The sequence below is a fragment of the Micromonospora sp. WMMD1128 genome, from assembly GCF_027497235.1.
Taxonomy (GTDB): domain Bacteria; phylum Actinomycetota; class Actinomycetes; order Mycobacteriales; family Micromonosporaceae; genus Micromonospora.
Genome location: NZ_CP114902.1, coordinates 3,294,896 through 3,315,704 on the forward strand (window position 1 = coordinate 3,294,896; position 20,809 = coordinate 3,315,704).

Here is a 20,809-nt window from a genome sequence, read left to right on the forward strand (position 1 = left end):
GGGCCGCGAGCTGGGCAGCATGGGGACATGGACTACGAATACGCGCCGCTGCGGTTGCCTTCGAACGTCGACCGGTTGACCGCCGCGGCGCAACTGGCGATCCAGGCGGAGTTCTCCGGGTGGGAGCTGGCCCGGGTGCGGCTCTACCGGGACGGCACACGGCAGGTGATGCTGCGCCGCCGCGTGGTGAACAAGCCGCAACCGGGCCTGTCGTACTGACCCCGCCCCGTACCCGGGGCCGCGCCGCGCGGTGCGGCCCCGGGACGGTCACGGCCTAGTGGGCGTGGTCGTGTTCCTCGTCGAGGTCCAGGAACGGGTGCTCGTCGAGGCGGCCGACCAGCCGGTCGTCGACGGCCGGCTGGAACGGGCCGACCGGGTCGTCGTCGTCGAACGACTCCAGGTCGACCGGAGTGCCGACCTCGCTGACCATGACCACGCCGTCGAGCGGCTCCAGCTCGGGCACGTCGAGCGCGGACAGCGAGCCGTCACCGCTCTGCAACAGCTCCAGCACCGCCTCGCCGACCCCCTCCACCGGCGCCGGCTCGTCGTCCTCCGGGATGCCCTCCCGGCGGGCCACCTCGGCGACCCGGAGCAGGGCCGCGATGCTCGGCACCCGGTAGTCGCGCCGCTGCCGCACCGAGATCACCCGCGGGTGCGGGTCGGTGGGCTCACCGCCCTCGACCGCGCCGAACCGCTCGTCGGCCTCGTCCGGGTCGATCGACTCCACGTCCCAGGGTGTCACCTCGCCGAACGCGTCGAGCAGCCGCTCGTCGTACCCGAAGGAGGCGTTGTTCAACGCGACGTACGCCTGCCAGACGGCGTCGTCGTCGATCCGGCCCTGAGCGGCCCGGACGGCGGCCAGATGGGCACGGGCCGCGTCGATCACCTGCTCGAGGGCGGCGTCCAGCTCACCGTGCTGGTCGGTCATGTGAGGCAGTCCCTTCGCGATGGGGGAGGTCCGCGCGGGCGGCGCCGCGGCGGGCGCGGTCAGCAGTTGCGGAGGAAGCGGTCGAGAACCCGCACGCCGAACTGTAGTCCGTCCAGCGGGACCCGCTCGTCGATGCCGTGGAACAGGCCGGAGAAATTGAGGTCGGCGGGAAGCCGCAGCGGCGCGAAGCCGAAGCAGCGGATGCCGAGCGCGGAGAACGCCTTGGCGTCGGTGCCGCCGGAGAGCATGTACGGCACCGGGTGCGCGCCCGGGTCCTCGGCGCGCAGCGCGGCGGACATCTGTGCCACCAGCTCACCGTCGAACGTGGTCTCCAAGGCCGGCTGGCGCTGGACGTACTCGATGACGATGTCCGGCCCGACCAGCTCCCGCAGCTGCCGCTCCAACTCCTCGCTCTGCCCGGGCAGGCTGCGGCAGTCGATGGTGGCGGTGGCCCGGCCGGGAATGACGTTGTCCTTGTAGCCGGCGGCCAACCGGGTCGGGTTGGCGGTGTTGCGGACGGTGGCGCCGATGATGTTGGCGATCGGGCCGAGCTTGGCGATCGCGGTCTCCGGGTCGTCCGGGTCGATCTCGATGCCGAGCACGTCGCCGACCTCGGCCAGGAACGCGCGCACGGTGTCGGTCATCACCACCGGGAACCGGTGCCGGCCGATCCGGGCGACCGCCTCGGCGAGCGCGGTGACCGCGTTGTCGTCGTGCACCATCGAGCCGTGGCCGGGCCGGCCCTTGGCGTGCAGGCGCAGCCAGTCGATGCCCTTCTCGGCGGTCTCGATGAGGTAGAGCCGGCGGGACTCGTCGACGGAGTAGGAGAAGCCGCCCACCTCACCGATCGCCTCGGTGCAACCGTCGAAGAGCCCGCGGTGACGCTGGGCCAGGAAGTGCGCGCCGTAGTCACTGCCGGCCTCCTCGTCGGCGGTGAACGCGAGCACCACGTCGCGGCGGGGCCGGACGCCGGTGCGCTGCCAGTCGCGGACCACGGCCAGCACCATGGCGTCGAAGTCCTTCATGTCGATCGCGCCGCGGCCCCACAGGTAGCCGTCGCGGATCTCGCCGGAGAACGGGTGCACCGACCACTCGTCCGGGTCGGCGGGGACCACGTCGAGGTGACCGTGCACCAGCAGCGCGTCCCGGCCCGGCTCGTGGCCCGGGATCCGGGCCACCAGGTTCGCCCGGCCCGGCGCCGACTCGTGGATCTCGGCGTCGACACCGACCTCGGCGAGCTTCTCCGCGACGTACTCCGCGGCGCGCCGCTCCCCCACACTGGTGTCGTTGTCCCCGGTGTTCGTGGTGTCGATGCGCAGCAGGTCCCGGCAGAGGTCCACGACCTCGTCGGCGGGCCGGGGCGGGGAGGAGGTCGTCATCGCTTCCTTATACCAGCCGAACGGGTCGCGACGGCGGGCGCGGTGCGGACCGGTTTCGCGGGGCGCGCGGGCGGGTAACGCCGGACATCGATCCCGGCACCACGCCGGCCGCCACGAGGAGGGCACCGTGACCGTCCCCCTGCCGCCGCTACCGCCCACCGCCGACGACGCCTACCGGCCGGGTGGGCGGAGCATGGCCGACCTGGTGGACGCCGAGCACCGCACCCTGCTCGACCTGGCCGACCGGGTGACCGAGCCGGGGCTGGACCCGGCCGGTCGCCGCCGGGTGCTCGACGTGCTCACCGCCGCCGTGTCCCGGCACCTCTCCGCCGAGGAGCAGTACCTGTTCCCCGCCACCCGTGCCGCGGTGCCGGAGAGCGGCGAGTTGGTCGCGCGCGAGATCGAGGCGGACGCCGCGCTGCTGGCCGCGTTGAAGGGACTGTCCGGTCCGGACGACGCGGCGGTCGCCGACGTGGCCGAGCGGGTACGCCGGCACGTGGGCCGGGTCGACGCGCTCGTCACGCCGCTGCGGGAGGTGGCCAGCGACGCGGAGCTGATCCGGCTGGGCAACCGGTGGGAGATCGCCGAGGAGGCGGCGCCCACCCGGCCGCATCCGGGCACCCCGGCCCGGCCGCCCTGGAACAAGATCGTCGAGCCGGCGGTGGGCGTGGTGGACAAGGTGCGCGACGCGGTCACCGGGCGGCGTACCCGCCTGGCCGACCTGGAGCATCGCCGGGACGCCTGAGCCGATCCGCCTCTTCCCGGACACCCGTTCGTGGTCCTACCGTCACGGTATGAACCTGGAGCTGCGACACCTGCGGGTGGTGTGCGCGATCGCCGAGACGGGCAGCGTCACCAAGGCGGCTTCCCTGCTCGGCCTGGCCCAGCCGGCGCTGACCGCCCAGCTCCAGCGGATCGAGCGGGTCCTCGGCGGGCCGCTGTTCGAGCGGGACCGCCGGGGCGCCCGACCCACCGCGCTCGGCGAGCTGGTGTTGGACCGGGCCCGGGTGCTGCTGCCGGCGATGAAGGGCCTCCAGGACGAGGCGGCCCGGATGGCCGGCGCGGGAGACCCGCTGCGCCGCTACCGGTTCGGTGGGGTGAACAGCCCGATCCTGGGCCGGCTGGTGCACCGGCTCGCCGCGGAGCGCCCGGACGCGCAGATCACCACGTACGCGTCCTGGTCGGTGGACGAGCTGGCGCAGATGGTGGCCGGCGGCCGGCTCGACTTCGCCCTCGCCGGCGTGTGCGGCGACGCCACCCCGTCGCCGGTGTTCGGGCTGAGCTGGCGCGAGGTGGCCGTCGACCCGGTCCTCGTACTGCTGCCGCAGACCCACCCGCTGGCCGGCCGGGACGAGATCGACCTGGTGGAGCTGCGGCGGGAACAGTGGGTGGCCGCGCCGGGCGACGGCTGCTTCGGCGACTGCTTCGCCGCCACCTGCGCGCGCGCCGGCTTCACCCCCCGCAAGGTGTACGAGGCGGACGTGCGGGCCGCGCTGGACCTGGTGGACGCGGGCGCCGCGGTGGCGCTGTGCCAGGCCACGTTCCGCCCGGTGGCGGGGCTGGTCACCCGCCGGCTGGCCGGCGCGCCGCTGCGCTGGCGGCTGCTGTTCGGCTGGCACCCGGAGGCGCCGGCGGCGGCGGTGGCGGAGCCGGTGCTGCGGACGGCGGTGGCCGCGTACACCGACGCGCTGGCCCACCACCCGGACTATCTGTCCTGGCTGCCGGCCCACCCGGACTTCGGGGCGCAGTCGCACGGCGCGGGCGGGGTGCGAACCGGCTGAACGCGGGTATCACCGACGACATGACTGATCTGTATCCCGCCGCCGACGAGCGGGAGCTGCTGCGTCGGGCGGCCTCCGCGCACACCACCGCCGCCGCCGACGTGGAGGCGTTCCTGCGCCGCCTGCCCGAGGTGCCGGATCCGGCGGACGTCACCGAGTACGCCGATCTGCTCAGCCGCGAGGAGCGGGCCCGGGCGGACCGGCAGGCCGCGGCCGACGCCGCCGGCCTGCGACTGCCCAGCGTGGAGTCGGAGTAACCGGAGGCCCCGCAGGGGCGAACGCACCGAGCGAAGCGAGGGCCGTGAGGCCATGCCCGGTCAGCCCCGCAGGGGCGAACGCACCGAGCGAAGCGAGGGCCGTGAGGCCATGCCCGGTCAGCCCCGCAGGGGCGAACGCACCGAGCGAAGCGAGGGCCGTGAGGCCATGCCCGGTCGGCCCCGCAGGGGCGAACGCACCGAGCGAAGCGAGGGCCGTGAGGCCATGCCCGGTCGGCCCGGGCGGCGTGGCCGCCCGGGCCGCGGCTCAGCGCTCGACGAGCACGTCGTGGCCGAGGTCGAGCAGCGCGTGCCGCCACTCGTCGTCGGCGTTGCCCCGGTCGGGCCGCTCGGCGCTGAGTTCCCGGATCCGGGTGATCGCGTCCCGCATCACCTCGATGTCCTCGGGCGTGAGGTCGACCTTGCGCTTGCGCAGCACGGCGAGGATCTGCCGGCCCGGCTCGGGCAGGTTGAGGTCCGGGTCCGGACCGAACGCCTCCTCCCCCGACCCGCGCGTGAGCAGCCACTGTCGCAACTGCTCGGAGGGCACGTTCACCTCGGCGTGGAAGTCGTCCCAGATCACCTCGACCTCGGGGTCGAGTCGCGCCTCGCGTGCCATCACGCCTCCTCCTCCGGTGGCGGCCCGGACAGTTCCGGTTCGCCCTCGCTCGTCGGTGTCCGCGGGGTCAGGCCCTCCGGCGGCACCCGCACCCGGGACGGGTTGGCCGTCGGCGCGACCTCGATGGGTTCGCCGGCCGCCGCGTCCTCCCGGGTCTCCTCGGGTTCGGTCATGTCCGCCCTCCGATCCTCACGTGCCGGCCGGCCCCCGGTGGCGGGTCACCGGGGGTGGGACGTGGTGGCGGCCGAATAGCCGCGCTCGCCGGCGGACACGTCGAGGACGAGCCGGTCGTCGCGGGCGTCCACGGTGACCTTCTGCCCGGGTGAGATCTCGTCCTCCAGCAGCATCCGGGACAGCCGGTTGTCGAGCTCGCGCTGGATCACCCGGCGCAGCGGCCGGGCGCCGAACTCCGGCTGGTAGCCGTGCTCGGCGAGCCAGTCCACCCCGGCGGTGCTGATCTCGACCTGGATGTCCTGGGCGTGCAGCCGGCGGCGGGTCTCCTCCAGCAGCAGGCCGGTGATCTGGCGCAGTTGCTCGGCCTCCAGCCGCTGGAAGATGATGACCTCGTCGATCCGGTTGAGGAACTCCGGGCGGAAGTTCTCCTGCAACCGGCGCATCAGCCGTTCCCGCAGCTCGGTGGCCTCCTGTTCGCCCGGCTCGCCGGTGGCGAAGCCGACCGTGCGCTGGGTGCCGGTGATCAGCTCCGAGCCGAGGTTGCTGGTCATGATCAGTACGGTGTTCCGGAAGTTCACCGTCCGGCCCTGGCTGTCGGTGAGCCGGCCGTCGTCGAGCACCTGGAGCAGGACGTTGAACACATCGGGGTGCGCCTTCTCGATCTCGTCCAGCAGCACCACCGCGTACGGGCGGCGGCGGACCGCCTCGGTGAGCTGGCCGGCCTCCTCGTAGCCGACGTAGCCGGGCGGGGCGCCGACCAGCCGGCTGACGGTGTGCCGTTCCTGGAACTCGCTCATGTCCACCCGGACCATCCGGTCGGCCTCGCCGAAGAGCGCCTCGGCGAGCGCGCGGGCCAGCTCGGTCTTGCCGACGCCGGTGGGGCCGAGGAACAGGAAGCTGCCCATCGGCCGGTTCGGGTCGGCCAGCCCGGTGCGGGAGCGGCGCACCGCCTCGGCGACGGCGCCGACCGCGTCGTCCTGCCCGATCACCCGCTCGTGCAGGTGTCCCTCCAGGCGCAGCAGCCGGTCGCGTTCCTCCTCGGTGAGCTGGTTGACCGGGATGCCGGTGGCCCGGGACACCACCTCGGCGATCTCCTTCGGCCCGACCGCGGGCACCTGGCTGGATCCCTCGTCGCCGCGGGCGCGGCGGATCTGGTCCTCCAGCTCGGCGAGCCGGTCGCGCAGCGCGGAGGCCCGTTCGTACTGTTCGTCGGAGACCGCCTGCTCCTTGTCCCGGCGTACCTCGTCGAGTTGCTGCTCCAGGTCGCGCACGTCGGAGGCGGGGGTCCGGGTGCGCAGTCGCACCCGGGCGCCGGCCTGGTCGATCAGGTCGATCGCCTTGTCCGGCAGGAACCGGTCGGTGACGTACCGGTCGGCGAGTTCGACGGCGGCGACGAGCGCCTCGTCGGTGAACCGGACCTGGTGGTGCGCCTCGTAGCGGTCGCGCAGGCCGCGCAGGATGGCGACGGTGTCCTCGACGCCCGGCTCGGGCACCAGCACCGGCTGGAACCGGCGGGCCAGGGCGGCGTCCTTCTCGATGCTGCGCCGGTACTCGTCGAGCGTGGTCGCGCCGATCACCCGCAGCTCGCCGCGCGCGAGCGCCGGCTTGAGCATGTTCGACGCGTCCATCCCGCCCTCGCTGCCGGCGCCGCCGGCGCCGACCAGGGTGTGGATCTCATCCAGGAAGATGATCAGCTCGTCGCGGTGGGCCCGGATCTCATCGATCACCTTCTTCAGGCGTTCCTCGAAGTCGCCCCGGTAGCGGGTGCCGGCGACCAGGCCGGACAGGTCGAGCTGGATGACCCGCTTGCCGATCAGCGTCTGCGGCACGTCGCCGTCGCAGATCCGCTCCGCCAGCCCTTCCACGATGGCGGTCTTGCCGACGCCGGCCTCCCCGATCAGCACCGGGTTGTTCTTGGTCCGCCGGGACAGGATCTCCACCGCCTGCTCGATCTCGTCGGCGCGCCCGATCACCGGGTCGATCTGGTCCATCCGGGCCAGCTCGGTCAGGTCCTGTCCGTACTGGTCCAGGGTGGGGGTGCCGTGGTCCGGGCGCGGGCCGTTCGCGGCGCCGCGCTCGGCGCTGGCCGCCTGCAACGACTCCGGCTGGATCCGGCCGGCGGCGAGCATCCGCCCGGCGGGCGACTCGGGGTTCAGCGGCAACGCCATCAGGATGTGCTCGGGGCCGATGTAGTTGGCGCCCATGGCCCGGGAGAGCTGGTGGGCGTCGAGCAGCGCCCGCTTGGCGGCCGGGGTGAGCGACAGGTTCGGCGGCACGTCGCCGCCGGGCGCGCCCTCGGCCCGCCCGCCGAGCGCGTTCACGAGCGCGTCCGGGTCGGCGCCGGCGCGGCGGACCAGGTCCCGCAGCGGCGCGCGCTGCAACGCCGCCCAGAGCAGGTGGTCGGTGTCCAGGTCGGTGCTGTGTTTCTGGGCGGCCCGCCGGGCGGCGTCGGCGAGCATCTCCCGGGCGTCGGCGGTCATCAGGCGGGTGATGTCGACCCGGTGGGCCGGCCGGCGGCCTCCCTCGCCCCGGCCGAAGTAGCGGGCCAGGAACTCGTCCCACGGGTCGTTGCCGAAGTCACCGGGTCCCATCATCTTCGTCCTCCGCAGTCGGTCGGCACGACCGGGACGCGACACGACACGGCACGGTCGGCGGTGGCTACCCGGCGGGGTGCGCGGCAAACGCGACCGGATGGCAGGCTGGGGGCATGGAGAGCAGGCCGCTGCTGGTCGTCGACGGCGCGAACGTGGTGGGTTCCCGGCCGGACGGCTGGTGGCGCGACCGGGCCGGCGCGGCGGTCCGGCTGCGCGACGCCCTGGCGCCGCTCGCCGACGCCGGGGTGCCGCCGGAGCTGCCACCACCGGTGCAGGTGGTGCTGGTGGTGGAGGGCGCGGCCCGCCGGGTGGCGCCGTCACCCGGGGTCGACGTGGTGTCCGCCTCCGGGTCCGGCGACGACACCGTGGTCGAGCTGGTCGCCGCCGCGCCGGACCGGCGCCGGGTGGTGGTGACCGCCGACCGGGAGCTGCGTGCCCGGGTCACCGCGCTCGGCGCGGAGGTACGCGGGCCGCGCTGGCTGGGCCGCTGACCCGGGGGTCCCGCCGGTGGGACCGACCCGCCCGTCCGTGGGACCAGCGGAGGCCGGGCGGCGCGGTCTTCGCGCACGTCAGCGCCCTAATCGGACACCCGGGCAGGAACGGCGCGAGGGCGGATGTTCGCCCATCCGGTGGGATGGGTTGTAATGGAGATCTCCCCTGCCCCCAGGAGGTCCACGTGGCGAGCGTCGCCGAGCTGAAGGCCGCCATCGATGTCGCTCTCCAGCAGATCGGTGACGGGCAGACAGCGGTGCAGGCGGCCGGCGAGAAGCTGGCCGAGGCACAGCAGACCCTGGCCGGCGCGCTGGAGGGCAGCGGCCACGAGACCGTCGAGGCGGCCCAGTCCTCGCTGACCCAGGCCAGCCAGGGGTTGGAGGACTGCCTCGCGGCGACACTCGTGGCGGTCGAGCAGGCCCAGCTCTACGTGTCGACGCTCTGAGGGCCGGCCGTGTCCATCGTCGAGGACATCGGCGCGCAGGTCCGCGCCGCCGCCGAGGAGCTGCCGCTGGCGCAGCTCGCCGCCGCGCTGGAGAAGCTCGGCCAGGCGCAGGAACGGCTGCGCTGGGTCCGCCAGGAGTCGGCCGACCCGATGGGCGTGCCGGAGCTGTCCGCCGCCATCGAGCACGCCGAGACCACCGGCTACGCGCTGCGCGTGGCGCAGGAGCAGCTCACCGCGTACCTGGCCGCGATCGGGCTGTCCCCGGACGGCGCGCCGCCCCCGCCGCCGGGCGAGCGCCGGCCCCGGCACGACACGCCGCGCGGCGACGCGCCGCCCGCGCCGGGCCCGGACGCCGAGCCGGACGAGCAACCCGCGGTGAAACGGTGGTGGGCGGTCCGGGTGGCCGAGCTGACCGGCGGGCGGGAGGGCGCCCCCGACGAGCCGGACGAGCGGATCGAGGACTCCCGGGAGCTGCTGCGCCGGGTGGTCGTCGGGATCCGCTCCGGCGACCGGGACCGGCTGCACCGCGAGCTGCGCCGGGCCCACGCCGACGTCGGGCTCGGCCTGGCCGCGATCGCCCCGCCGATGCTGCGCGACCTGGCCGGGGAACTGCTCGGCCACCCGCCCCGCGCGGACGACCTGACCCGGCTGCGCCGCGAGTTGGACGGGCGGGTCCGCGACCTGCTGCCCGGCCTGCCGCCGCCGGTGCTCGACACGCTGCTCACCCGGGTCTGCCGGATGCCACCGCCGCGCCGCGACGACGGGCAGGAGCAGCCGCACGCCGCCGACCCGGCGGTCACCGCCGGGGTGGTCACCGGCGTGCTCCTGCAACGGCTCGGCCGGGACCTGCCCAGGGACACCGAGGAACGGGAGCCGTCGCGTGGCTGACGTCCGCGCCCAACTGGTGACGCGGGTCCGGGGGATGCTCTCCGACGCCCTGGGCGCCACCCGCACCCGCCTCGCCACCGCCGAGGCCGAGCTGGCCGCCGACCGGGAGCGGCTGGACCGTACCCGACGTGCCGCCGCCGCGGTGCCGGAGCGGGTCGGCGCGGCGCGCGACCGGCGGCTCGCCGAGATCGACGCCCGGCACACCACCCGGCTGGCCGAGCTGGCCGGCCGGGCCGCCGACGCCGCGCGGCGGGAGGCGCCCGGCGCGGCGTCCACGCCGTGGGAGCACTGGCAGGCCGCGCCCGCCGGTCGCGGCGAGCCACCGGGCGCGGTCCGGATCGGCACGGTACGCATCCCCGGCGCCGCGCCGGTGCCCGCGCTGGTGCCGCTGCTCGACGCCGGGCACGCGCACCTGGCCGGCGGCGACCGGGACGGCCTCGCCGCGGTGGTGCCGGCGCTGCTGCTGCGTTCCGTCGGCCGGGCCGACCCGGGCGGGGTCCGGCTGTTCGGGTACGACCCGGAGCACCTCGGCGGCGGGCTGGCCGGGTTCGCCCCGCTCGGCACCGCCGGCCTGCTCACCTTCGTCGGCCCGGGTGGTCTCGGCCGGCTCCTGGACGACCTGGTGGAGCAGATCCGCCGGATCAACGCCACCGTGCTGGCCGGCGAGTACGGCTCGCTGCGGGAGCTGGCCGCCGCCACCGGCCGCCGCCCCGAGCCGTGGCGGGTGGCGGTGCTGCTCGGCGGCGACGAGCTGTCCCGGCACGAGCGCGGCCAGCTCGACCGGGTGGTGCGCACCGGCGCGGCCTGCGGGGTGCACCTGGTGGTCCGGGGCATCGACCTGCCCGACGACCGGACCGTCACCCGGATCGTGGTCGACCCGGACGACGCCCGGATCGCCGGGCTGCCGGTGGTGCTCGACGACCCGCCGCCGCCCGCCCTGGTCACCGAGACCTGCCGCACGCTCGCCTCCCGGGTCAACGCCGGCCCGCCGCCGACGCCCTTCACCGACCTGCTGCCCGCGCCGGACGAATACTGGCGGGAGGACTCGGCGCACGGGCTCAGCGCCCCGATCGGCGAGGGCCCGCACGGGCGCCCGGTGCTGCTCACCCTCGGCGACTACCCGCCGCACGCGCTGATCGGCGGTCCGTCCGGCACCGGCAAGACCAACCTGATCTTCGCCTGGATCGGCGCGCTCGCCGCCCGCTACTCCCCCGCCGAGCTGGAGTTCTATCTGCTCGACTTCAAGGAGGGGGTGTCCTTCGCCCGGTTCGCGAAGGGCCGGCGCGACCCGAGCTGGCTGCCGCACATGCGGCTGGTCGGGATCAACGTCAACACCGACCGGGAGTTCGGCCTGGGCCTGCTCCGGTTCCTCGCCGAGGAGCTGCGCCGGCGGGCCGACGCGGCGAAGAAGCACGAGGTCACCAAGCTGGCCGAGCTGCGCGCGGTGGACCCGACCGGGCACTGGCCCCGGATCGTCGCGGTGGTCGACGAGTTCCAGGCGCTGCTCGCCGGCCGGGACGTGGTCGCCCGGGAGGCCGCCGACCTGTTGGAGGACCTGGCCCGGCGGGGCCGGTCGCAGGGCATCCACCTGGTGCTCGCGTCCCAGGACGTGCGGGGCATCGAGGCGCTGTGGGGCCGGCCGGCCCTGGTCGCCCAGTTCACCCTGCGCATCGCGCTGCCCAAGGCGCTGCGCATCCTGGCCGAACGCAACGACGCCGCGCAGTCGCTGCCCCGCCACCACGCGGTGGTCAACGCCGAGTCGGGCCTGACCGAGGGCAACGAGATCGCCCGGATCCCGTCCGCGAGCGACTGGGAGACGTGGAGCGAGTTGCAGCACCGGCTGTGGCGGATGCGCCCGCAGGACGCCGCGCCGGCCCGGCTCTTCGACGGCGACGCGATCCCCCGGCTCGCCGACGCGCCGGACTTCCGTGCCCTGACCGCCCCCGAACAGGGCCTGCCGCGCAACCCGGTGGCGGTGCTCGGGGAGATCATCGACGTGCAGTCCCGCTCGGCGGCGCTGCGGCTGCCCCGGGCCCCGGGCCGGAACCTGGCCGTGCTGGGCACCCGGGTGGACGAGGCGTGCGCGGTGCTCGACGCCGCCGCCCGCTCGCTGGCCCGGCAGTACCGTCCCGGCGCCGCCCGCTTCTCCATCGCCTGCCTCGACCCGGACGCCGACCCGGCCGCCCGGGCGCTCTACGAGGACCTGCCCGGCGACGCCTCCTGGTACGACGAGGAGACGGTGCCCGAGCTGATGGCCGAGGTGGGCGACGGCCTGGCCGCGCCGGGCACCCCGCGTACCCCCCATTTCCTGCTGCTGTACGCGGTGGACGCGGCGGCCGGGTCGCTGGCCGGCAAGGCCGGCACCCGGACCGGGTTGGCGCAGTTGCGCCGGATCCTGCATGACGGGCCGGAACGCCGCACCCACGTGCTGGCCTGGTGGCGCGGGGTGGCCCGGATGCGGGCCGACCTGGGCGGCGCCGGCGCCCGCACGGACCAGATCGGCGCCTGGGTGGCGCTCGACGTGCAGGGCGGTGAGCTGGGCTCGTCGCTCTACCCGGGCAGCGGCGGGCCGGACTGGTATCCCCGGCCGTGGCGCGGTCTCTTCTTCGACCGCGCGGTGCACCGCACCGGGCAGGTGATCATCCCTTATGGTCCTTCGCGATGAACGAACCTGTCTCCAGTGAGACGTACAGCGCCCAGATCCGCCGACTCGCCGAGCTGACCGCCCGGGTGTCCGCCCAGCGGTCCGAGGCGCACACCTGGTACGCCCAGCAGGTGTCCGCCGCCGACCGCGCGGTGGCCGAGGCGGCCGAGGCGGTCCGACGGGCCGAGGCGGAGGTGACCGCGGCGCAGCGGATGGTGGACCGGGTGGACGGCGAGGTCACCTACCTGTGGGCGCAGCTCCGCGATCGGCTGGGCATGAGCGTGCGGCGGTTGGGTGACCCGCCCGGGCCGGCCCGGGACGTCGCCGGTGACCCGGTGCCGCTGCTGCGCGGCGTGCGGGAGCTGCTGGAGCGCACCGGAACGCCGGGCGAGCTGCCCGGTTCGGTGAACCCGCTGCTGATCGCGTGCGGGGTGGGCGGCGCGCTGGTGGCGTACCTGCTGGGGATCGGGACGCGGGCGCTCGGCGCCGGCTCGGGCGGTGACCTGGCGGTGGGCCTGCCGGTGCTGGCGCTGGTGATCACGCTGCTCGGTCCGCTGGTCGGGCTGGCGCCGGCCCGGCTGCTGGCGGACCGTCGGCACGCGGTGCTGACCCCGCGCCCGATGATCCTGGTCGCCGCCAGCGGCCTGGCCACCACACTGCTCCTGCTGGCCGTCACCTACACCCGCTGACCCGCCCCCACCCCACCCCGCGCCGGCCCGGCGATCATGAAGTTGGCGGCATCAACGGAGATCGACATCGCCGTCAACTTCATGATCACCGCGGCGGGACGGTGGGTGGGTGGGGTGGGTCAGGCGGGGGTCAGGACGGCTTCCTTCAGGAGGCGGCGGGTCAGCACCAGGCGGTCGGCGTCGTCGTCCAGGCCGGGCAGGTCGCCGACCCGGGTGACCTCGCCGGCCAGCAGCGCGCGCAGCGCCGCCTCGCACGTGCCGGGCAGGGTGAGCGTGCGGTCGACCAGGCGCAGCGCGACGCGACCGGCGCCGGTCGGGGTGAGCTGCCAGCGCAGGCCGTCCCGGACCGCGATCCGGCTGTCCGGGCTCAGCCGGGCCAGCGCCTCGGCCTGGGCGAGCGGTCGGATCGGCGCCGGGCGGGCGGCCGGCCACACCCGGTCCCGCAGCCGCGCGGCCACCGCCGCCGGCTCGGCCCGCAGCAGCCAGTCGCGCAGCGCCTCGACGGTCTCGGTGAGTTCCGGCTCGATCGCGTCGGCGTCGGCCAGGTCGAGGCCGAACGGCAGGCCGGCGCGCAGTCGGGCGTCCTCGGCGGCCAGGGCCAGCAGCTCCTCGACCATGGCGTACCGGGTCAGCGCCCGGATCCCCACGGTCAGGTGCAGCGAGCTGGACTCCTGCGCCTGGGCGCTGTGCAGCCAGCCGCGGGGCAGGTAGAGCGCGTCGCCCGGTTCGAGCACCACGTCCAGCGCGGGCCGGCCGTCGGCGGTGGCGGCGACCTCGTCGGCCCGGCCACCCCAGGGCTGGCGCTCCAGCGGGTCGGCGAGCACCGGCGGGTGGATGCGCCAGTGCTTGCGGCCGTCGACCTGGAGCACGAACACGTCGTGGGTGTCGTAGTGGGTGGCGAAACCCTGGCTGCCGGCCGGGGTGAGGTAGGCGTTCACCTGCAACGGCTGGGCCAGCGCGGCGCCCAGGTCACGGGCGAAGTCGACGAGCGCCGGCCAGGTGCGGTGCAGGCCCTGGAGCACGAGCGTGGCGCCGTCGGCGTAGAGCGCCAGCACCTTGTCGTCGCGCACCTGGTCGCCGATCTCGGCGCCGGCGCCACCGCCGCCGGTGTACCGCGCCGCCGGCACGAGCTGGCCGTCCTTGGCCACCCGCAGGAACGGGGTACGCAGGCCGCGGCGGCTGAGCAACTCGTCGGCGTCGGCGGGGCTGAGCAGGTCGGTGAAGCCGTCCGGGTTGGGCAGCTCGGCGGCCCGGGACAGCAGTGGGCCGCGGCCCCAGTGGTCGGCGACGAACGTGGCCGGCTCGACCGCCACGCAGCGGGCCAGCGCCCCGGCGGCAGGAGACGGACCCGCCGGGTGGCCGTGGCCACCCGGCGGGTCGACGTGCGTCATGGTCATCGCTCAGGCGCTGCCGTCGGCGCCGCCGTCGTGCTGGCCGGGGGTCGCGCCGCCGTCGGCCGGACCCTCCGCGCCGCCGTCCGCGCCACCGTCGTGCTGACCCGGCGTCGCGCCGCCGTCGGCCGGACCCTCCGCGCCGCCGTCCGCGCCACCGTCGTGCTGACCCGGGGCCGCGCCGCCGTCGGCCGGACCCTCCGCGCCGCCGTCCGCGCCACCGTCGTGCTGACCCGGCGTCGCGCCACCGTCGGCCGGACCCTCCAGCCCGCCGCCGCCGCTGGTCTGGATGTCGTCGTCGTTCAAAGCCATGGGTGCTCCCTCGGTGTGCCGCCCCGCGTGTTCCCGGGGACCGTGTTGCAGCGGGTGGTACCCCACATTCGATCTTCTCTAACACACCGTAGACGTCCGGACCGGCACACGCGGACGGTTCGCGCCGGCACGGCCGGCGGACCCGGTCGGTGCCAGGACGCGGAGGGTGGACCGGCGGGCCGGGCCGCCGGTCCCCCGGACGCCACCGGCCGGTCAGGGGATCAGCTGACCGAGGTCGCGCGGCAGGTTCGACTTCACGTCCTGCCACTCCCCCTGGGTGACGTGCCGGCGCAGCGTGTCCAGCACGACCTGCACCACCCGCCGCGGGCCGCCGTCGGTGTCGTACGGGAAGCCCTGGCGGACCTCGTAGAGGAAGTCGTCGCGGTTGAGCTTGATCGGCACGTTCTCCGGCTGCCAGCCGTCGAAGTAGATGCCCCGCAGCAGCACCGGCAGCTGCTGGGCGAACTCGGCGCTCTCCCCCACCGGCATCCGGTCGCGCAGCAGGTGCAGCACCGTGCGCAACGCGGCGTAGGACTGGTTGCGGCGATCCGCCGGCCAGCCGTACGCCGACTCGATTTCCTTGAGGATCACGTTCGTCTTGTCCAGCGAGGACTCGAACGCGGACATCAACTGCTCAGCCATCCGGCTCACCCCCGGGCGTCGGTTTCCCAGCGTCGGTCGTCGGCGCGTCGCGGCGGTCCGCTCGGCCCCCGCCAGAGCCGGGTCGGGCTGAAGCGGCCGGGCCGCCCCGCGCGCCCGCGCGGCACACCGGTGTCGCCGACCACGTGCAGGACGCCGCCGCGGCGTCGATCCGCCACCACCCGTACCGTCATGACCCACCTCCTCGTCGCCGCGCGCGGTCCGGCGGGCCGCGCGCACCGCCCATGCTGCGCGGCGGACGGGTGAGCGGGCCTCACCCGGTGTGGGTGAAGCGCGCTCAGTTCGCCAGCAGGCCGACGAGCGTGGTGGCGTTGCGCTGGGCGTGGTCGCGATAGCAGTTGTTCATCAGCACGTGCGTCCGTTCGGCCCGCCCGGCCAGTTCGCGCAGCTTCGGCGCCCAGTCGCGCAGTTCCCGGTCGGAGTAGTCGTAGCCGAACTTCTCGTGGATGTCCTTGCTCGTCCACTTGTCGCTGTGCCCGTGGAACCGGACCACCGCGAGGTCCGCGGTGGCGGCCAGCACCGGCGGTACGGACGACCGGTGGCCCTGCGGCATGTCCACGCAGACGAGCGGCAGTTCGTGCCCGCGCAGGAACTCAAGCGTCTCGTCGGCGTGGTCGCCGTCGAACCAGGAGGCGTGCCGGAACTCGAAGACCGGGCGCAGCGGGGCGCACCGCCGCGCCACCTCGAGCAGGTACTGCTTGTTGTCCCGCCGGAGGGTGAACCAGGGTGGGAACTGGAACAGCAGCGCGCCGAGCTTGCCGGCGGAGACCAGCGGGTCGAGGGCGGACAGGAACCGGGTCCAGACCTCCTCGTACGCCTGCGCCGGCAGGTCACCCGGGTAGACGGTGCGCTTCTGCGTGGCCGGCCGCAGGTCCTTGTAGAGCGCGGAGACCCGGGTCGGGTGGCCGGTCAGCAGGCTGAACGCCTTGACGTTGAAGGTGAACCCGGGTGGCGTGCGGTCCGCCCACAGCCGAGCGGTCCGCTCGGCCGGCGGCGAATAGTAGGTGGCGTCCACCTCGACCAACGGGAACTGCCGGGCGTAGTAGGACAGCCGGCGCTCCGGGGTGTCGGCGTCCGCCGGGTACCAGCCGGAGTCGAGCAGGGTCCGGTCGGTCCACGACGCGGTGCCCACCTCGATCTCACCCACGGGACCGACCGACGACCGGGCGGGCTCAGGCCGCCCGCCGCTCCCGGGTCTGCTTGCACGCCACGCAGGAGGTGGCGGACGGGAAGATCTCCAGCCGTTCCACCGGGATCGGCGCGGCGCAGCCCTCGCAGTAGCCGTAGGTGCCCTCGTCGAGGCGGGCCAGCGCGCGCTCGAACTGGGCGCGCCGCTCCAGGATGGTGCGCAGCAGGGACTGCGCGGTGTCCCGCTCGGCGGTCTTGGTGCCGCTGTCGGCCTGGTCGTCGCCGGCGGTGTCGCCGACCTCGACCAGACGCAGCACCTGGCTCTGCGCGACGGCGAGGTCGTACTCCGCGGTCAGTTCGTCGTACCGGGACCGCAGGGACTGCCGGATCTGGTCGACCTCCGCCTGGGAGCGGCCCGTGGCTGTCGTGTCGTGGACGAGCATCGCTGCCTGCCTTTCCTGCGGTCTCATAACGGGTCCGGCCGGAGCGACGAGCGCCGGCGGACCCGGTCCGGGACGTGGTGGGCGGGCGAACTCACCCGTGCCCTGTGAGCCGGGCGAATACCCCTGCCCCCAGCGGGCCAAACCGGAGATTTCCTGTCACTTTCCGGTGAGTTCGTGCCCGCGTGCGCGCATCGGCTCAGCCGGTCTCCACGAGGGCCGGGTGGCGGGGGTCGTCGGCGCGTACCACCACGTCGGCGAAGGAGGCCGGGTCGACCTCGTCGGCGTAGCGGGCGAAGGCCGGCAGGGTCCAGCGCCACGCCGGGTCGGTGCGCCGGGCCAGCGCCGCCGGGGAGAGCACCAGATGCACGGCGACGTCGAACGGCAGCGGGCCGCCGAGCAGCAGCGCGCCGCTGACCAGGACCACGCCGCCGGCCGGCACCCGCCGGTAGGTGGCCCGGCTGGCCCGGTCGGTGTCGGCGTCCCAGAGCGACGGCAGCAGCCGGCCGCTGCCGTCCGGGCCGGCCGGGTCGAGCACCTCGCGGCGCAGGCCCGGTTCGTCGAGCCAGCCCTCGTAGTACGCGTCCGGGTTGGTGCGTCCCTGTTCCAGGCGCACCGAGGCGGGACGGAGGAAGTCGGCGGCCCGTACGTGCAGCACCGGCCGTCCGGCGGCGCGCAGCGGGTCGACGAGGGCGGCGGCGAGGGCGTCCGGTTCGGCGGCCGGCGGCCCGTCGACGGCCACCCGCAGCCGCCCGGGCGTCTCGGCGGAGGTGAGCCGCGCGACCAGTTCGGCGACGAGGCGGTCGGGGCTGATCGGACGGACACGCATCCGTCCATCCTGCCCGGCCAGCCGCGCGGACCGACCACGAGTGCGCGTCCGGGCGGTCGGGGCTCCGTCCGGCGAGCGGGCTCTCGCAGGGGTGGCGTGCAGGTCAGCCGGTGCGGTCGATGGTCACCCGGGCGTCGTCGGCGAGCCGGTAGCCCACCCCGTAGACGGTGGTGACGAGCGGCACGTCCACGCCGACCTTGCCGCGCAGCCGGCGCACGTGCACGTCGACGGTGCGGACGCCGGCGTGCTCGTACCCCCAGACGGCGTTGAGCAGTTGCAGTCGGGTGAAGACCCGGCGCGGGTGGGCGACCAGGTGCAGCAGCAGGTCGAACTCCAGGCGGGTCAGCGGCAACGGCTCGCCGTCGCGCAGCACCGACCGGGAGGAGGCCAGGATGTGCAGGGTCGTCATCGTCGAGGCGAGCGGACGTGCGGGGGCCCGACCGGTCGGCACCTCGGGGCGGCGTTCCGCCGCGACGGTCCCCGTGCTGATCACCGCGTCGCCGCGTTCGAGCAGCTCACGAGCCGCGTCGAGGAGCCGGCGGGCGGCCGGGGTGAGCGACTCCTCGCAGGCCAGCGGAATGTTCAGGGTCACCGTGAGCACGGGCGTGGCGGTGTTGGCGGGGCGACGTTGACCGCCGGGCGGACGACCGGGGACCACGGGTTGGGACGTATGCCATCCGGCGCGCGGCGAGGCGGGGCTGACCGACATGGTCCTCCTTGGCTGGTCCGGGTATCTCCCCGCGGCCCGGGACACCGCTTCATCGATGCTTCCCGGCGCTCGCGTGGGGGTCAAGGGGCCATTGTGTTGCATGAATGTGACAATTGACGAACACACCGGAGCGGAGTGCTCGCTCTGCGTGCGAGGCCCGTTGATTACAGCAGAGCGACGAAACGCGGTGTTACGGGGGGTCCCCGCCCGGTTCACAATGGCCGGTAGGGCACGGAACGTGAACGCGGCGCACCCGGAAGCCGGGTACGCCGCGTGTCGGCGGGCGGCGACTCAGGCGTCGCGGTCCACCTCGATCGGGGCGTCGTCGGCGAGCCGGTAGCCGACGCCGTACACGGTGGTCACCAGCGGCGTGTCCGGACCGAACTTGGCCCGCAGCCGACGGATGTGGACGTCCACCGTGCGGGCCACCGCGTGCTCGTAGCCCCACACGTTGGCGAGGAGCTGCCGCCGGGTGAACACCCGACGCGGGTGCTCGGCGAGGAACAGCAGCAGGTCGTACTCGATCCGGGTGAGGGCGACCTCGACGCCGCCGTGCCGGACCCGCCGGGTGCCGGTGAGGATGCGCAGGCCGCCGGACAGGTCCGGCGTCGCCGGTGGCGGCTCGGCCGGCGTCTCCCGGGGTTCGGCAGGTCGGGCGGCGACGCGGCGCAGGTCGAGCACGGCCGGGGCGGCCCGGTGCCCGTCGGGGTGGACCGCGTCCTCGCCGGCGGTGGCGAGTTCGTCCAGCAGCTCGACCAGCCGGGCCAGGCCGGGCGTCAGCGGGCCGGCACCCAGGTCGAGGGTGACGGTCAGGGTCGGTCCGGTACGCGGCCGGGGCGGCAGGACCCGGTCGGTGCGGCCCGGTCGGGCCGGACGGGTGGTGAGGGCGACGACGGACATGGGTGCCTCCTGTGCGGGCGGGCGCCCCGCCCCGCCGGGTGCGGCGGGACGGTCAGCGGAGTGCCCGGCCGGCAGTGACCGGGGGCGCGGTGGACGAGGGTCGGGACGGCGGGGTGGGGCCGAGGGTGGGCAGGCCGGCGATGCGCCAGGCGGCGAAGCCACCCGCCACGTCGGTGGCGCGGCGCAGGCCGATGTCCTGTAGCGCGGCGGCGGCCAGCGACGAGGTGTAGCCCTCCTGGCAGAGGACGACCACGGGCACGTCGTAGTCGACCGCCTGCGGCAGCCGGGCCGGGCAGCGCGGGTCGAAGCGCCACTCCAGGACGTTGCGCTCGACGGTGAGCGCGCCGGGCACGGTGCCGTGCGCGGCCCGCTGGCCGGCGGGGCGGATGTCGACGAGCAACGCGCCGCCCCGGTGGGCCAGGTGCGCCTGCTCCGGGTCGAGGCGCCGCAGCCGGGCGCGGGCGGCGGCGAGGAGGTCGTCGATCCCCCGGGAGCCGGGTGGGGGGACCGGACAGCTCTCGACGAGGGCGGGGGTCAGCGCCATGTCGGCGTCCTTCCGTTCGACGGGGTTCGGGATCGGGGTGGCGGGCCGGCTCACCACGCGACGCCGGCCTCGGCCACCTCGGCGACCCGGAGCCGCCCGGCGTCGAGGCGGTAGCGGGTCATCCGGCGCAGCGCGGGCCGGTAGACGTGCACACTCACCGCGGGCTGGTCGCCGCGGTTGGTGACCTGGTGCACGTGCCGGGCGCCGAAACGCCGGCCGGCGCCGGCGGCGAGCCGGTGCGGACGCAGCCGGCTGCCGCTCACCGTCTCCTCGGTGAGCACGCCGACGACGACCAGGAAGGCGCCGGACGAGCCGCCGTGGTCGTGCAGGTCGGTGCCCTGCCCCGGCAACCAGCTCAGCGCCCACACCTCGTGCTCGCCGTCGGCGTGCAGCCGCGCGTACCACCGCTCGGACCGGTCGAAGCGCAACGGCACCGGCCAGCCGGTCGGGTCGGCCCAGCGGGCGGCGACGGTGCGCAGGTCGGTCGGGTCGGTGCTGGTCATCGGCGGGACGTCCTCACGGTGCGGAGCGGCGCGTACTCCCATACCTTAGGCGGCAAACCCGATAGGTTTAGTAGGTAATTCCAGATGCTGGGATGATCTAGGCTGGGCGGATGCCCGACGAACTGGACGGCGAGACGATCGCCTTCGCGCACCGGATGTTCGACCTGGCCCGCAGCGGAGCGACGGAGGAACTGGCCGCCAACGTGGACGGCGGACTGCCGGTCAACCTCACCAACGCCAAGGGCGACACGCTGCTGATCCTGGCCGCCTACCACGCCCACCCGGAGACCGTCTCGGCCTTGCTCGCCCGCGGCGCCGACCCGGCCCGGGTCAACGACCGGGGGCAGACCGCGCTGGCGGCGGCCTTGTTCCGGCAGAACGCGGCGGCGGTCCGGGCGCTGCTCGACGCCGGCGCCGACCCGGACCACGGTGGCCCCTCCGCGGTCGAGACCGCCCGCTTCTTCGACCTGCCGGAGATGCTGACGCTGCTCGGTCGGGACTGACCT

General features: G+C 75.1%; 26 protein-coding genes. 10 read left to right on the top strand and 16 right to left on the bottom strand.

Annotated features, from left to right (window positions below):
* Nucleotides 1-27 precede the first annotated feature (27 nt).
* Nucleotides 28-219, top strand: a complete 192-nt coding sequence (locus O7602_RS15100; RefSeq protein WP_107155556.1) for a DUF5703 family protein — start codon at nucleotides 28-30, stop codon at nucleotides 217-219.
* Nucleotides 220-274: 55 nt separating this feature from the next.
* Here the strand turns inward: O7602_RS15100 and O7602_RS15105 are convergent, their stop codons facing one another.
* Together O7602_RS15105 and O7602_RS15110 are read right to left on the bottom strand one after the other, a co-directional pair.
* Entirely contained in the window at nucleotides 275-928 is a 654-nt protein-coding gene (locus O7602_RS15105) for a hypothetical protein (protein WP_281589831.1), read from the bottom strand.
* A gap of 59 nt (nucleotides 929-987) precedes the next feature.
* Nucleotides 988-2,307 carry a M20/M25/M40 family metallo-hydrolase gene (locus O7602_RS15110; RefSeq protein ID WP_281589833.1) on the bottom strand — a complete coding sequence of 440 codons (1,320 nt, stop codon included), beginning with the start codon at nucleotides 2,305-2,307 and terminating at the stop codon, nucleotides 988-990.
* Nucleotides 2,308-2,434: 127 nt separating this feature from the next.
* On the opposite strand from O7602_RS15110, the gene O7602_RS15115 reads away from it, so the two are divergent.
* The 3 genes from O7602_RS15115 to O7602_RS15125 are packed head-to-tail and all read left to right on the top strand — an operon-like array spanning nucleotide 2,435 to nucleotide 4,345.
* Complete coding sequence (locus O7602_RS15115; RefSeq protein WP_281589835.1) at nucleotides 2,435-3,052, top strand: hemerythrin domain-containing protein; 618 nt, start codon at nucleotides 2,435-2,437, stop codon at nucleotides 3,050-3,052.
* 49 nt (nucleotides 3,053-3,101) lie between these two features.
* A complete protein-coding gene (locus tag O7602_RS15120; protein ID WP_281589837.1) occupies nucleotides 3,102-4,088 on the top strand; it encodes a LysR family transcriptional regulator in 987 nt (328 codons plus the stop codon).
* A gap of 20 nt (nucleotides 4,089-4,108) precedes the next feature.
* On the top strand, nucleotides 4,109-4,345 hold the full coding sequence (locus O7602_RS15125) for a hypothetical protein (protein ID WP_281589839.1): 237 nt from the start codon (nucleotides 4,109-4,111) through the stop codon (nucleotides 4,343-4,345).
* 265 nt (nucleotides 4,346-4,610) lie between these two features.
* On the opposite strand, the gene O7602_RS15130 is transcribed toward O7602_RS15125, so the two are convergent.
* Genes O7602_RS15130 through O7602_RS15140 form a run of 3 tightly spaced genes read right to left on the bottom strand, consistent with a single transcriptional unit; the run spans nucleotide 4,611 to nucleotide 7,729 of the window.
* A complete protein-coding gene (locus O7602_RS15130; RefSeq protein WP_281589841.1) occupies nucleotides 4,611-4,961 on the bottom strand; it encodes a DUF3140 domain-containing protein in 351 nt (116 codons plus the stop codon).
* Nucleotides 4,961-5,134, bottom strand: coding sequence for a hypothetical protein (locus O7602_RS15135; protein ID WP_281589843.1), 174 nt, complete (start codon nucleotides 5,132-5,134; stop codon nucleotides 4,961-4,963). The genes O7602_RS15130 and O7602_RS15135 overlap by 1 nt, the downstream gene beginning before the upstream one ends.
* A gap of 45 nt (nucleotides 5,135-5,179) precedes the next feature.
* Nucleotides 5,180-7,729, bottom strand: a complete 2,550-nt coding sequence (locus O7602_RS15140; RefSeq protein ID WP_281589845.1) for an ATP-dependent Clp protease ATP-binding subunit — start codon at nucleotides 7,727-7,729, stop codon at nucleotides 5,180-5,182.
* A gap of 113 nt (nucleotides 7,730-7,842) precedes the next feature.
* On the opposite strand from O7602_RS15140, the gene O7602_RS15145 reads away from it, so the two are divergent.
* The 5 genes from O7602_RS15145 to O7602_RS15165 all read left to right on the top strand — a co-directional run bounded on the left by O7602_RS15145 (nucleotide 7,843) and on the right by O7602_RS15165 (nucleotide 12,887).
* Complete coding sequence (locus O7602_RS15145) at nucleotides 7,843-8,220, top strand: hypothetical protein (protein ID WP_281589847.1); 378 nt, start codon at nucleotides 7,843-7,845, stop codon at nucleotides 8,218-8,220.
* A gap of 185 nt (nucleotides 8,221-8,405) precedes the next feature.
* The gene (locus tag O7602_RS15150) at nucleotides 8,406-8,666 is read left to right on the top strand and encodes a hypothetical protein (RefSeq protein WP_281589849.1); all 261 of its coding nucleotides are present in this window, start codon (nucleotides 8,406-8,408) and stop codon (nucleotides 8,664-8,666) included.
* Nucleotides 8,667-8,675: 9 nt separating this feature from the next.
* Nucleotides 8,676-9,554 carry a hypothetical protein gene (locus O7602_RS15155; protein ID WP_281589850.1) on the top strand — a complete coding sequence of 293 codons (879 nt, stop codon included), beginning with the start codon at nucleotides 8,676-8,678 and terminating at the stop codon, nucleotides 9,552-9,554.
* Nucleotides 9,547-12,219, top strand: a complete 2,673-nt coding sequence (locus O7602_RS15160; protein ID WP_281589852.1) for an FtsK/SpoIIIE domain-containing protein — start codon at nucleotides 9,547-9,549, stop codon at nucleotides 12,217-12,219. The genes O7602_RS15155 and O7602_RS15160 overlap by 8 nt, the downstream gene beginning before the upstream one ends.
* Nucleotides 12,216-12,887, top strand: a complete 672-nt coding sequence (locus tag O7602_RS15165; protein ID WP_281589854.1) for a hypothetical protein — start codon at nucleotides 12,216-12,218, stop codon at nucleotides 12,885-12,887. The genes O7602_RS15160 and O7602_RS15165 overlap by 4 nt, the downstream gene beginning before the upstream one ends.
* 119 nt (nucleotides 12,888-13,006) lie before the next feature.
* Here the strand turns inward: O7602_RS15165 and O7602_RS15170 are convergent, their stop codons facing one another.
* From O7602_RS15170 to O7602_RS15220, 11 genes are all read right to left on the bottom strand, one after another.
* On the bottom strand, nucleotides 13,007-14,278 hold the full coding sequence (locus tag O7602_RS15170; RefSeq protein WP_281590321.1) for a cupin domain-containing protein: 1,272 nt from the start codon (nucleotides 14,276-14,278) through the stop codon (nucleotides 13,007-13,009).
* Nucleotides 14,279-14,287: 9 nt separating this feature from the next.
* Nucleotides 14,288-14,590: a hypothetical protein gene (locus O7602_RS15175; protein ID WP_281589856.1), complete on the bottom strand. Its 303-nt coding sequence runs from the start codon at nucleotides 14,588-14,590 to the stop codon at nucleotides 14,288-14,290.
* Nucleotides 14,591-14,803: 213 nt separating this feature from the next.
* Nucleotides 14,804-15,232, bottom strand: a complete 429-nt coding sequence (locus O7602_RS15180) for a DUF2267 domain-containing protein (RefSeq protein ID WP_281589858.1) — start codon at nucleotides 15,230-15,232, stop codon at nucleotides 14,804-14,806.
* Nucleotides 15,233-15,237: 5 nt separating this feature from the next.
* Entirely contained in the window at nucleotides 15,238-15,423 is a 186-nt protein-coding gene (locus O7602_RS15185; protein WP_281589860.1) for a hypothetical protein, read from the bottom strand.
* Between the two features lie 104 nt (nucleotides 15,424-15,527).
* Nucleotides 15,528-16,397 (bottom strand): DUF72 domain-containing protein, encoded by an 870-nt coding sequence (locus O7602_RS15190; RefSeq protein ID WP_281589862.1) that lies wholly within the window; start codon nucleotides 16,395-16,397, stop codon nucleotides 15,528-15,530.
* 25 nt (nucleotides 16,398-16,422) lie between these two features.
* Entirely contained in the window at nucleotides 16,423-16,821 is a 399-nt protein-coding gene (locus O7602_RS15195) for a TraR/DksA C4-type zinc finger protein (RefSeq protein ID WP_281589864.1), read from the bottom strand.
* Nucleotides 16,822-17,017: 196 nt separating this feature from the next.
* Nucleotides 17,018-17,647 (bottom strand): uridine kinase, encoded by a 630-nt coding sequence (locus O7602_RS15200; RefSeq protein ID WP_281589866.1) that lies wholly within the window; start codon nucleotides 17,645-17,647, stop codon nucleotides 17,018-17,020.
* 103 nt (nucleotides 17,648-17,750) lie between these two features.
* Nucleotides 17,751-18,356, bottom strand: coding sequence for a winged helix-turn-helix domain-containing protein (locus O7602_RS15205; protein WP_281589868.1), 606 nt, complete (start codon nucleotides 18,354-18,356; stop codon nucleotides 17,751-17,753).
* A gap of 291 nt (nucleotides 18,357-18,647) precedes the next feature.
* Complete coding sequence (locus O7602_RS15210; protein WP_281589870.1) at nucleotides 18,648-19,256, bottom strand: winged helix-turn-helix domain-containing protein; 609 nt, start codon at nucleotides 19,254-19,256, stop codon at nucleotides 18,648-18,650.
* A 52-nt stretch (nucleotides 19,257-19,308) separates the two neighbouring features.
* Nucleotides 19,309-19,800 carry a rhodanese-like domain-containing protein gene (locus O7602_RS15215; RefSeq protein WP_281589872.1) on the bottom strand — a complete coding sequence of 164 codons (492 nt, stop codon included), beginning with the start codon at nucleotides 19,798-19,800 and terminating at the stop codon, nucleotides 19,309-19,311.
* Nucleotides 19,801-19,850: 50 nt separating this feature from the next.
* Nucleotides 19,851-20,303: a cysteine dioxygenase family protein gene (locus O7602_RS15220; protein ID WP_281589874.1), complete on the bottom strand. Its 453-nt coding sequence runs from the start codon at nucleotides 20,301-20,303 to the stop codon at nucleotides 19,851-19,853.
* A gap of 110 nt (nucleotides 20,304-20,413) precedes the next feature.
* Between O7602_RS15220 and O7602_RS15225 the strand changes: the two genes are divergently transcribed.
* Entirely contained in the window at nucleotides 20,414-20,806 is a 393-nt protein-coding gene (locus O7602_RS15225) for an ankyrin repeat domain-containing protein (RefSeq protein WP_281589875.1), read from the top strand.
* Nucleotides 20,807-20,809 lie beyond the last annotated feature (3 nt).

Bases quoted from the DNA above. Each gene is read 5' to 3' on its own strand.
- O7602_RS15215 (WP_281589872.1), bottom strand. From the start codon at position 19,800: ATGGCGCTGACCCCCGCCCTCGTCGAGAGCTGTCCGGTCCCCCCACCC.
- O7602_RS15225 (WP_281589875.1), top strand. From the start codon at position 20,414: ATGCCCGACGAACTGGACGGCGAGACGATCGCCTTCGCGCACCGGATG.
- O7602_RS15210 (WP_281589870.1), bottom strand. From the start codon at position 19,256: ATGTCCGTCGTCGCCCTCACCACCCGTCCGGCCCGACCGGGCCGCACC.
- O7602_RS15185 (WP_281589860.1), bottom strand. From the start codon at position 15,423: ATGACGGTACGGGTGGTGGCGGATCGACGCCGCGGCGGCGTCCTGCAC.
- O7602_RS15195 (WP_281589864.1), bottom strand. From the start codon at position 16,821: ATGCTCGTCCACGACACGACAGCCACGGGCCGCTCCCAGGCGGAGGTC.
- O7602_RS15135 (WP_281589843.1), bottom strand. From the start codon at position 5,134: ATGACCGAACCCGAGGAGACCCGGGAGGACGCGGCGGCCGGCGAACCC.
- O7602_RS15110 (WP_281589833.1), bottom strand. From the start codon at position 2,307: ATGACGACCTCCTCCCCGCCCCGGCCCGCCGACGAGGTCGTGGACCTC.
- O7602_RS15145 (WP_281589847.1), top strand. From the start codon at position 7,843: ATGGAGAGCAGGCCGCTGCTGGTCGTCGACGGCGCGAACGTGGTGGGT.
- O7602_RS15205 (WP_281589868.1), bottom strand. From the start codon at position 18,356: ATGTCGGTCAGCCCCGCCTCGCCGCGCGCCGGATGGCATACGTCCCAA.
- O7602_RS15180 (WP_281589858.1), bottom strand. From the start codon at position 15,232: ATGGCTGAGCAGTTGATGTCCGCGTTCGAGTCCTCGCTGGACAAGACG.
- O7602_RS15165 (WP_281589854.1), top strand. From the start codon at position 12,216: ATGAACGAACCTGTCTCCAGTGAGACGTACAGCGCCCAGATCCGCCGA.
- O7602_RS15120 (WP_281589837.1), top strand. From the start codon at position 3,102: ATGAACCTGGAGCTGCGACACCTGCGGGTGGTGTGCGCGATCGCCGAG.
- O7602_RS15175 (WP_281589856.1), bottom strand. From the start codon at position 14,590: ATGGCTTTGAACGACGACGACATCCAGACCAGCGGCGGCGGCGGGCTG.
- O7602_RS15220 (WP_281589874.1), bottom strand. From the start codon at position 20,303: ATGACCAGCACCGACCCGACCGACCTGCGCACCGTCGCCGCCCGCTGG.
- O7602_RS15130 (WP_281589841.1), bottom strand. From the start codon at position 4,961: ATGGCACGCGAGGCGCGACTCGACCCCGAGGTCGAGGTGATCTGGGAC.
- O7602_RS15200 (WP_281589866.1), bottom strand. From the start codon at position 17,647: ATGCGTGTCCGTCCGATCAGCCCCGACCGCCTCGTCGCCGAACTGGTC.
- O7602_RS15125 (WP_281589839.1), top strand. From the start codon at position 4,109: ATGACTGATCTGTATCCCGCCGCCGACGAGCGGGAGCTGCTGCGTCGG.
- O7602_RS15100 (WP_107155556.1), top strand. From the start codon at position 28: ATGGACTACGAATACGCGCCGCTGCGGTTGCCTTCGAACGTCGACCGG.
- O7602_RS15140 (WP_281589845.1), bottom strand. From the start codon at position 7,729: ATGATGGGACCCGGTGACTTCGGCAACGACCCGTGGGACGAGTTCCTG.
- O7602_RS15105 (WP_281589831.1), bottom strand. From the start codon at position 928: ATGACCGACCAGCACGGTGAGCTGGACGCCGCCCTCGAGCAGGTGATC.
- O7602_RS15170 (WP_281590321.1), bottom strand. From the start codon at position 14,278: ATGACGCACGTCGACCCGCCGGGTGGCCACGGCCACCCGGCGGGTCCG.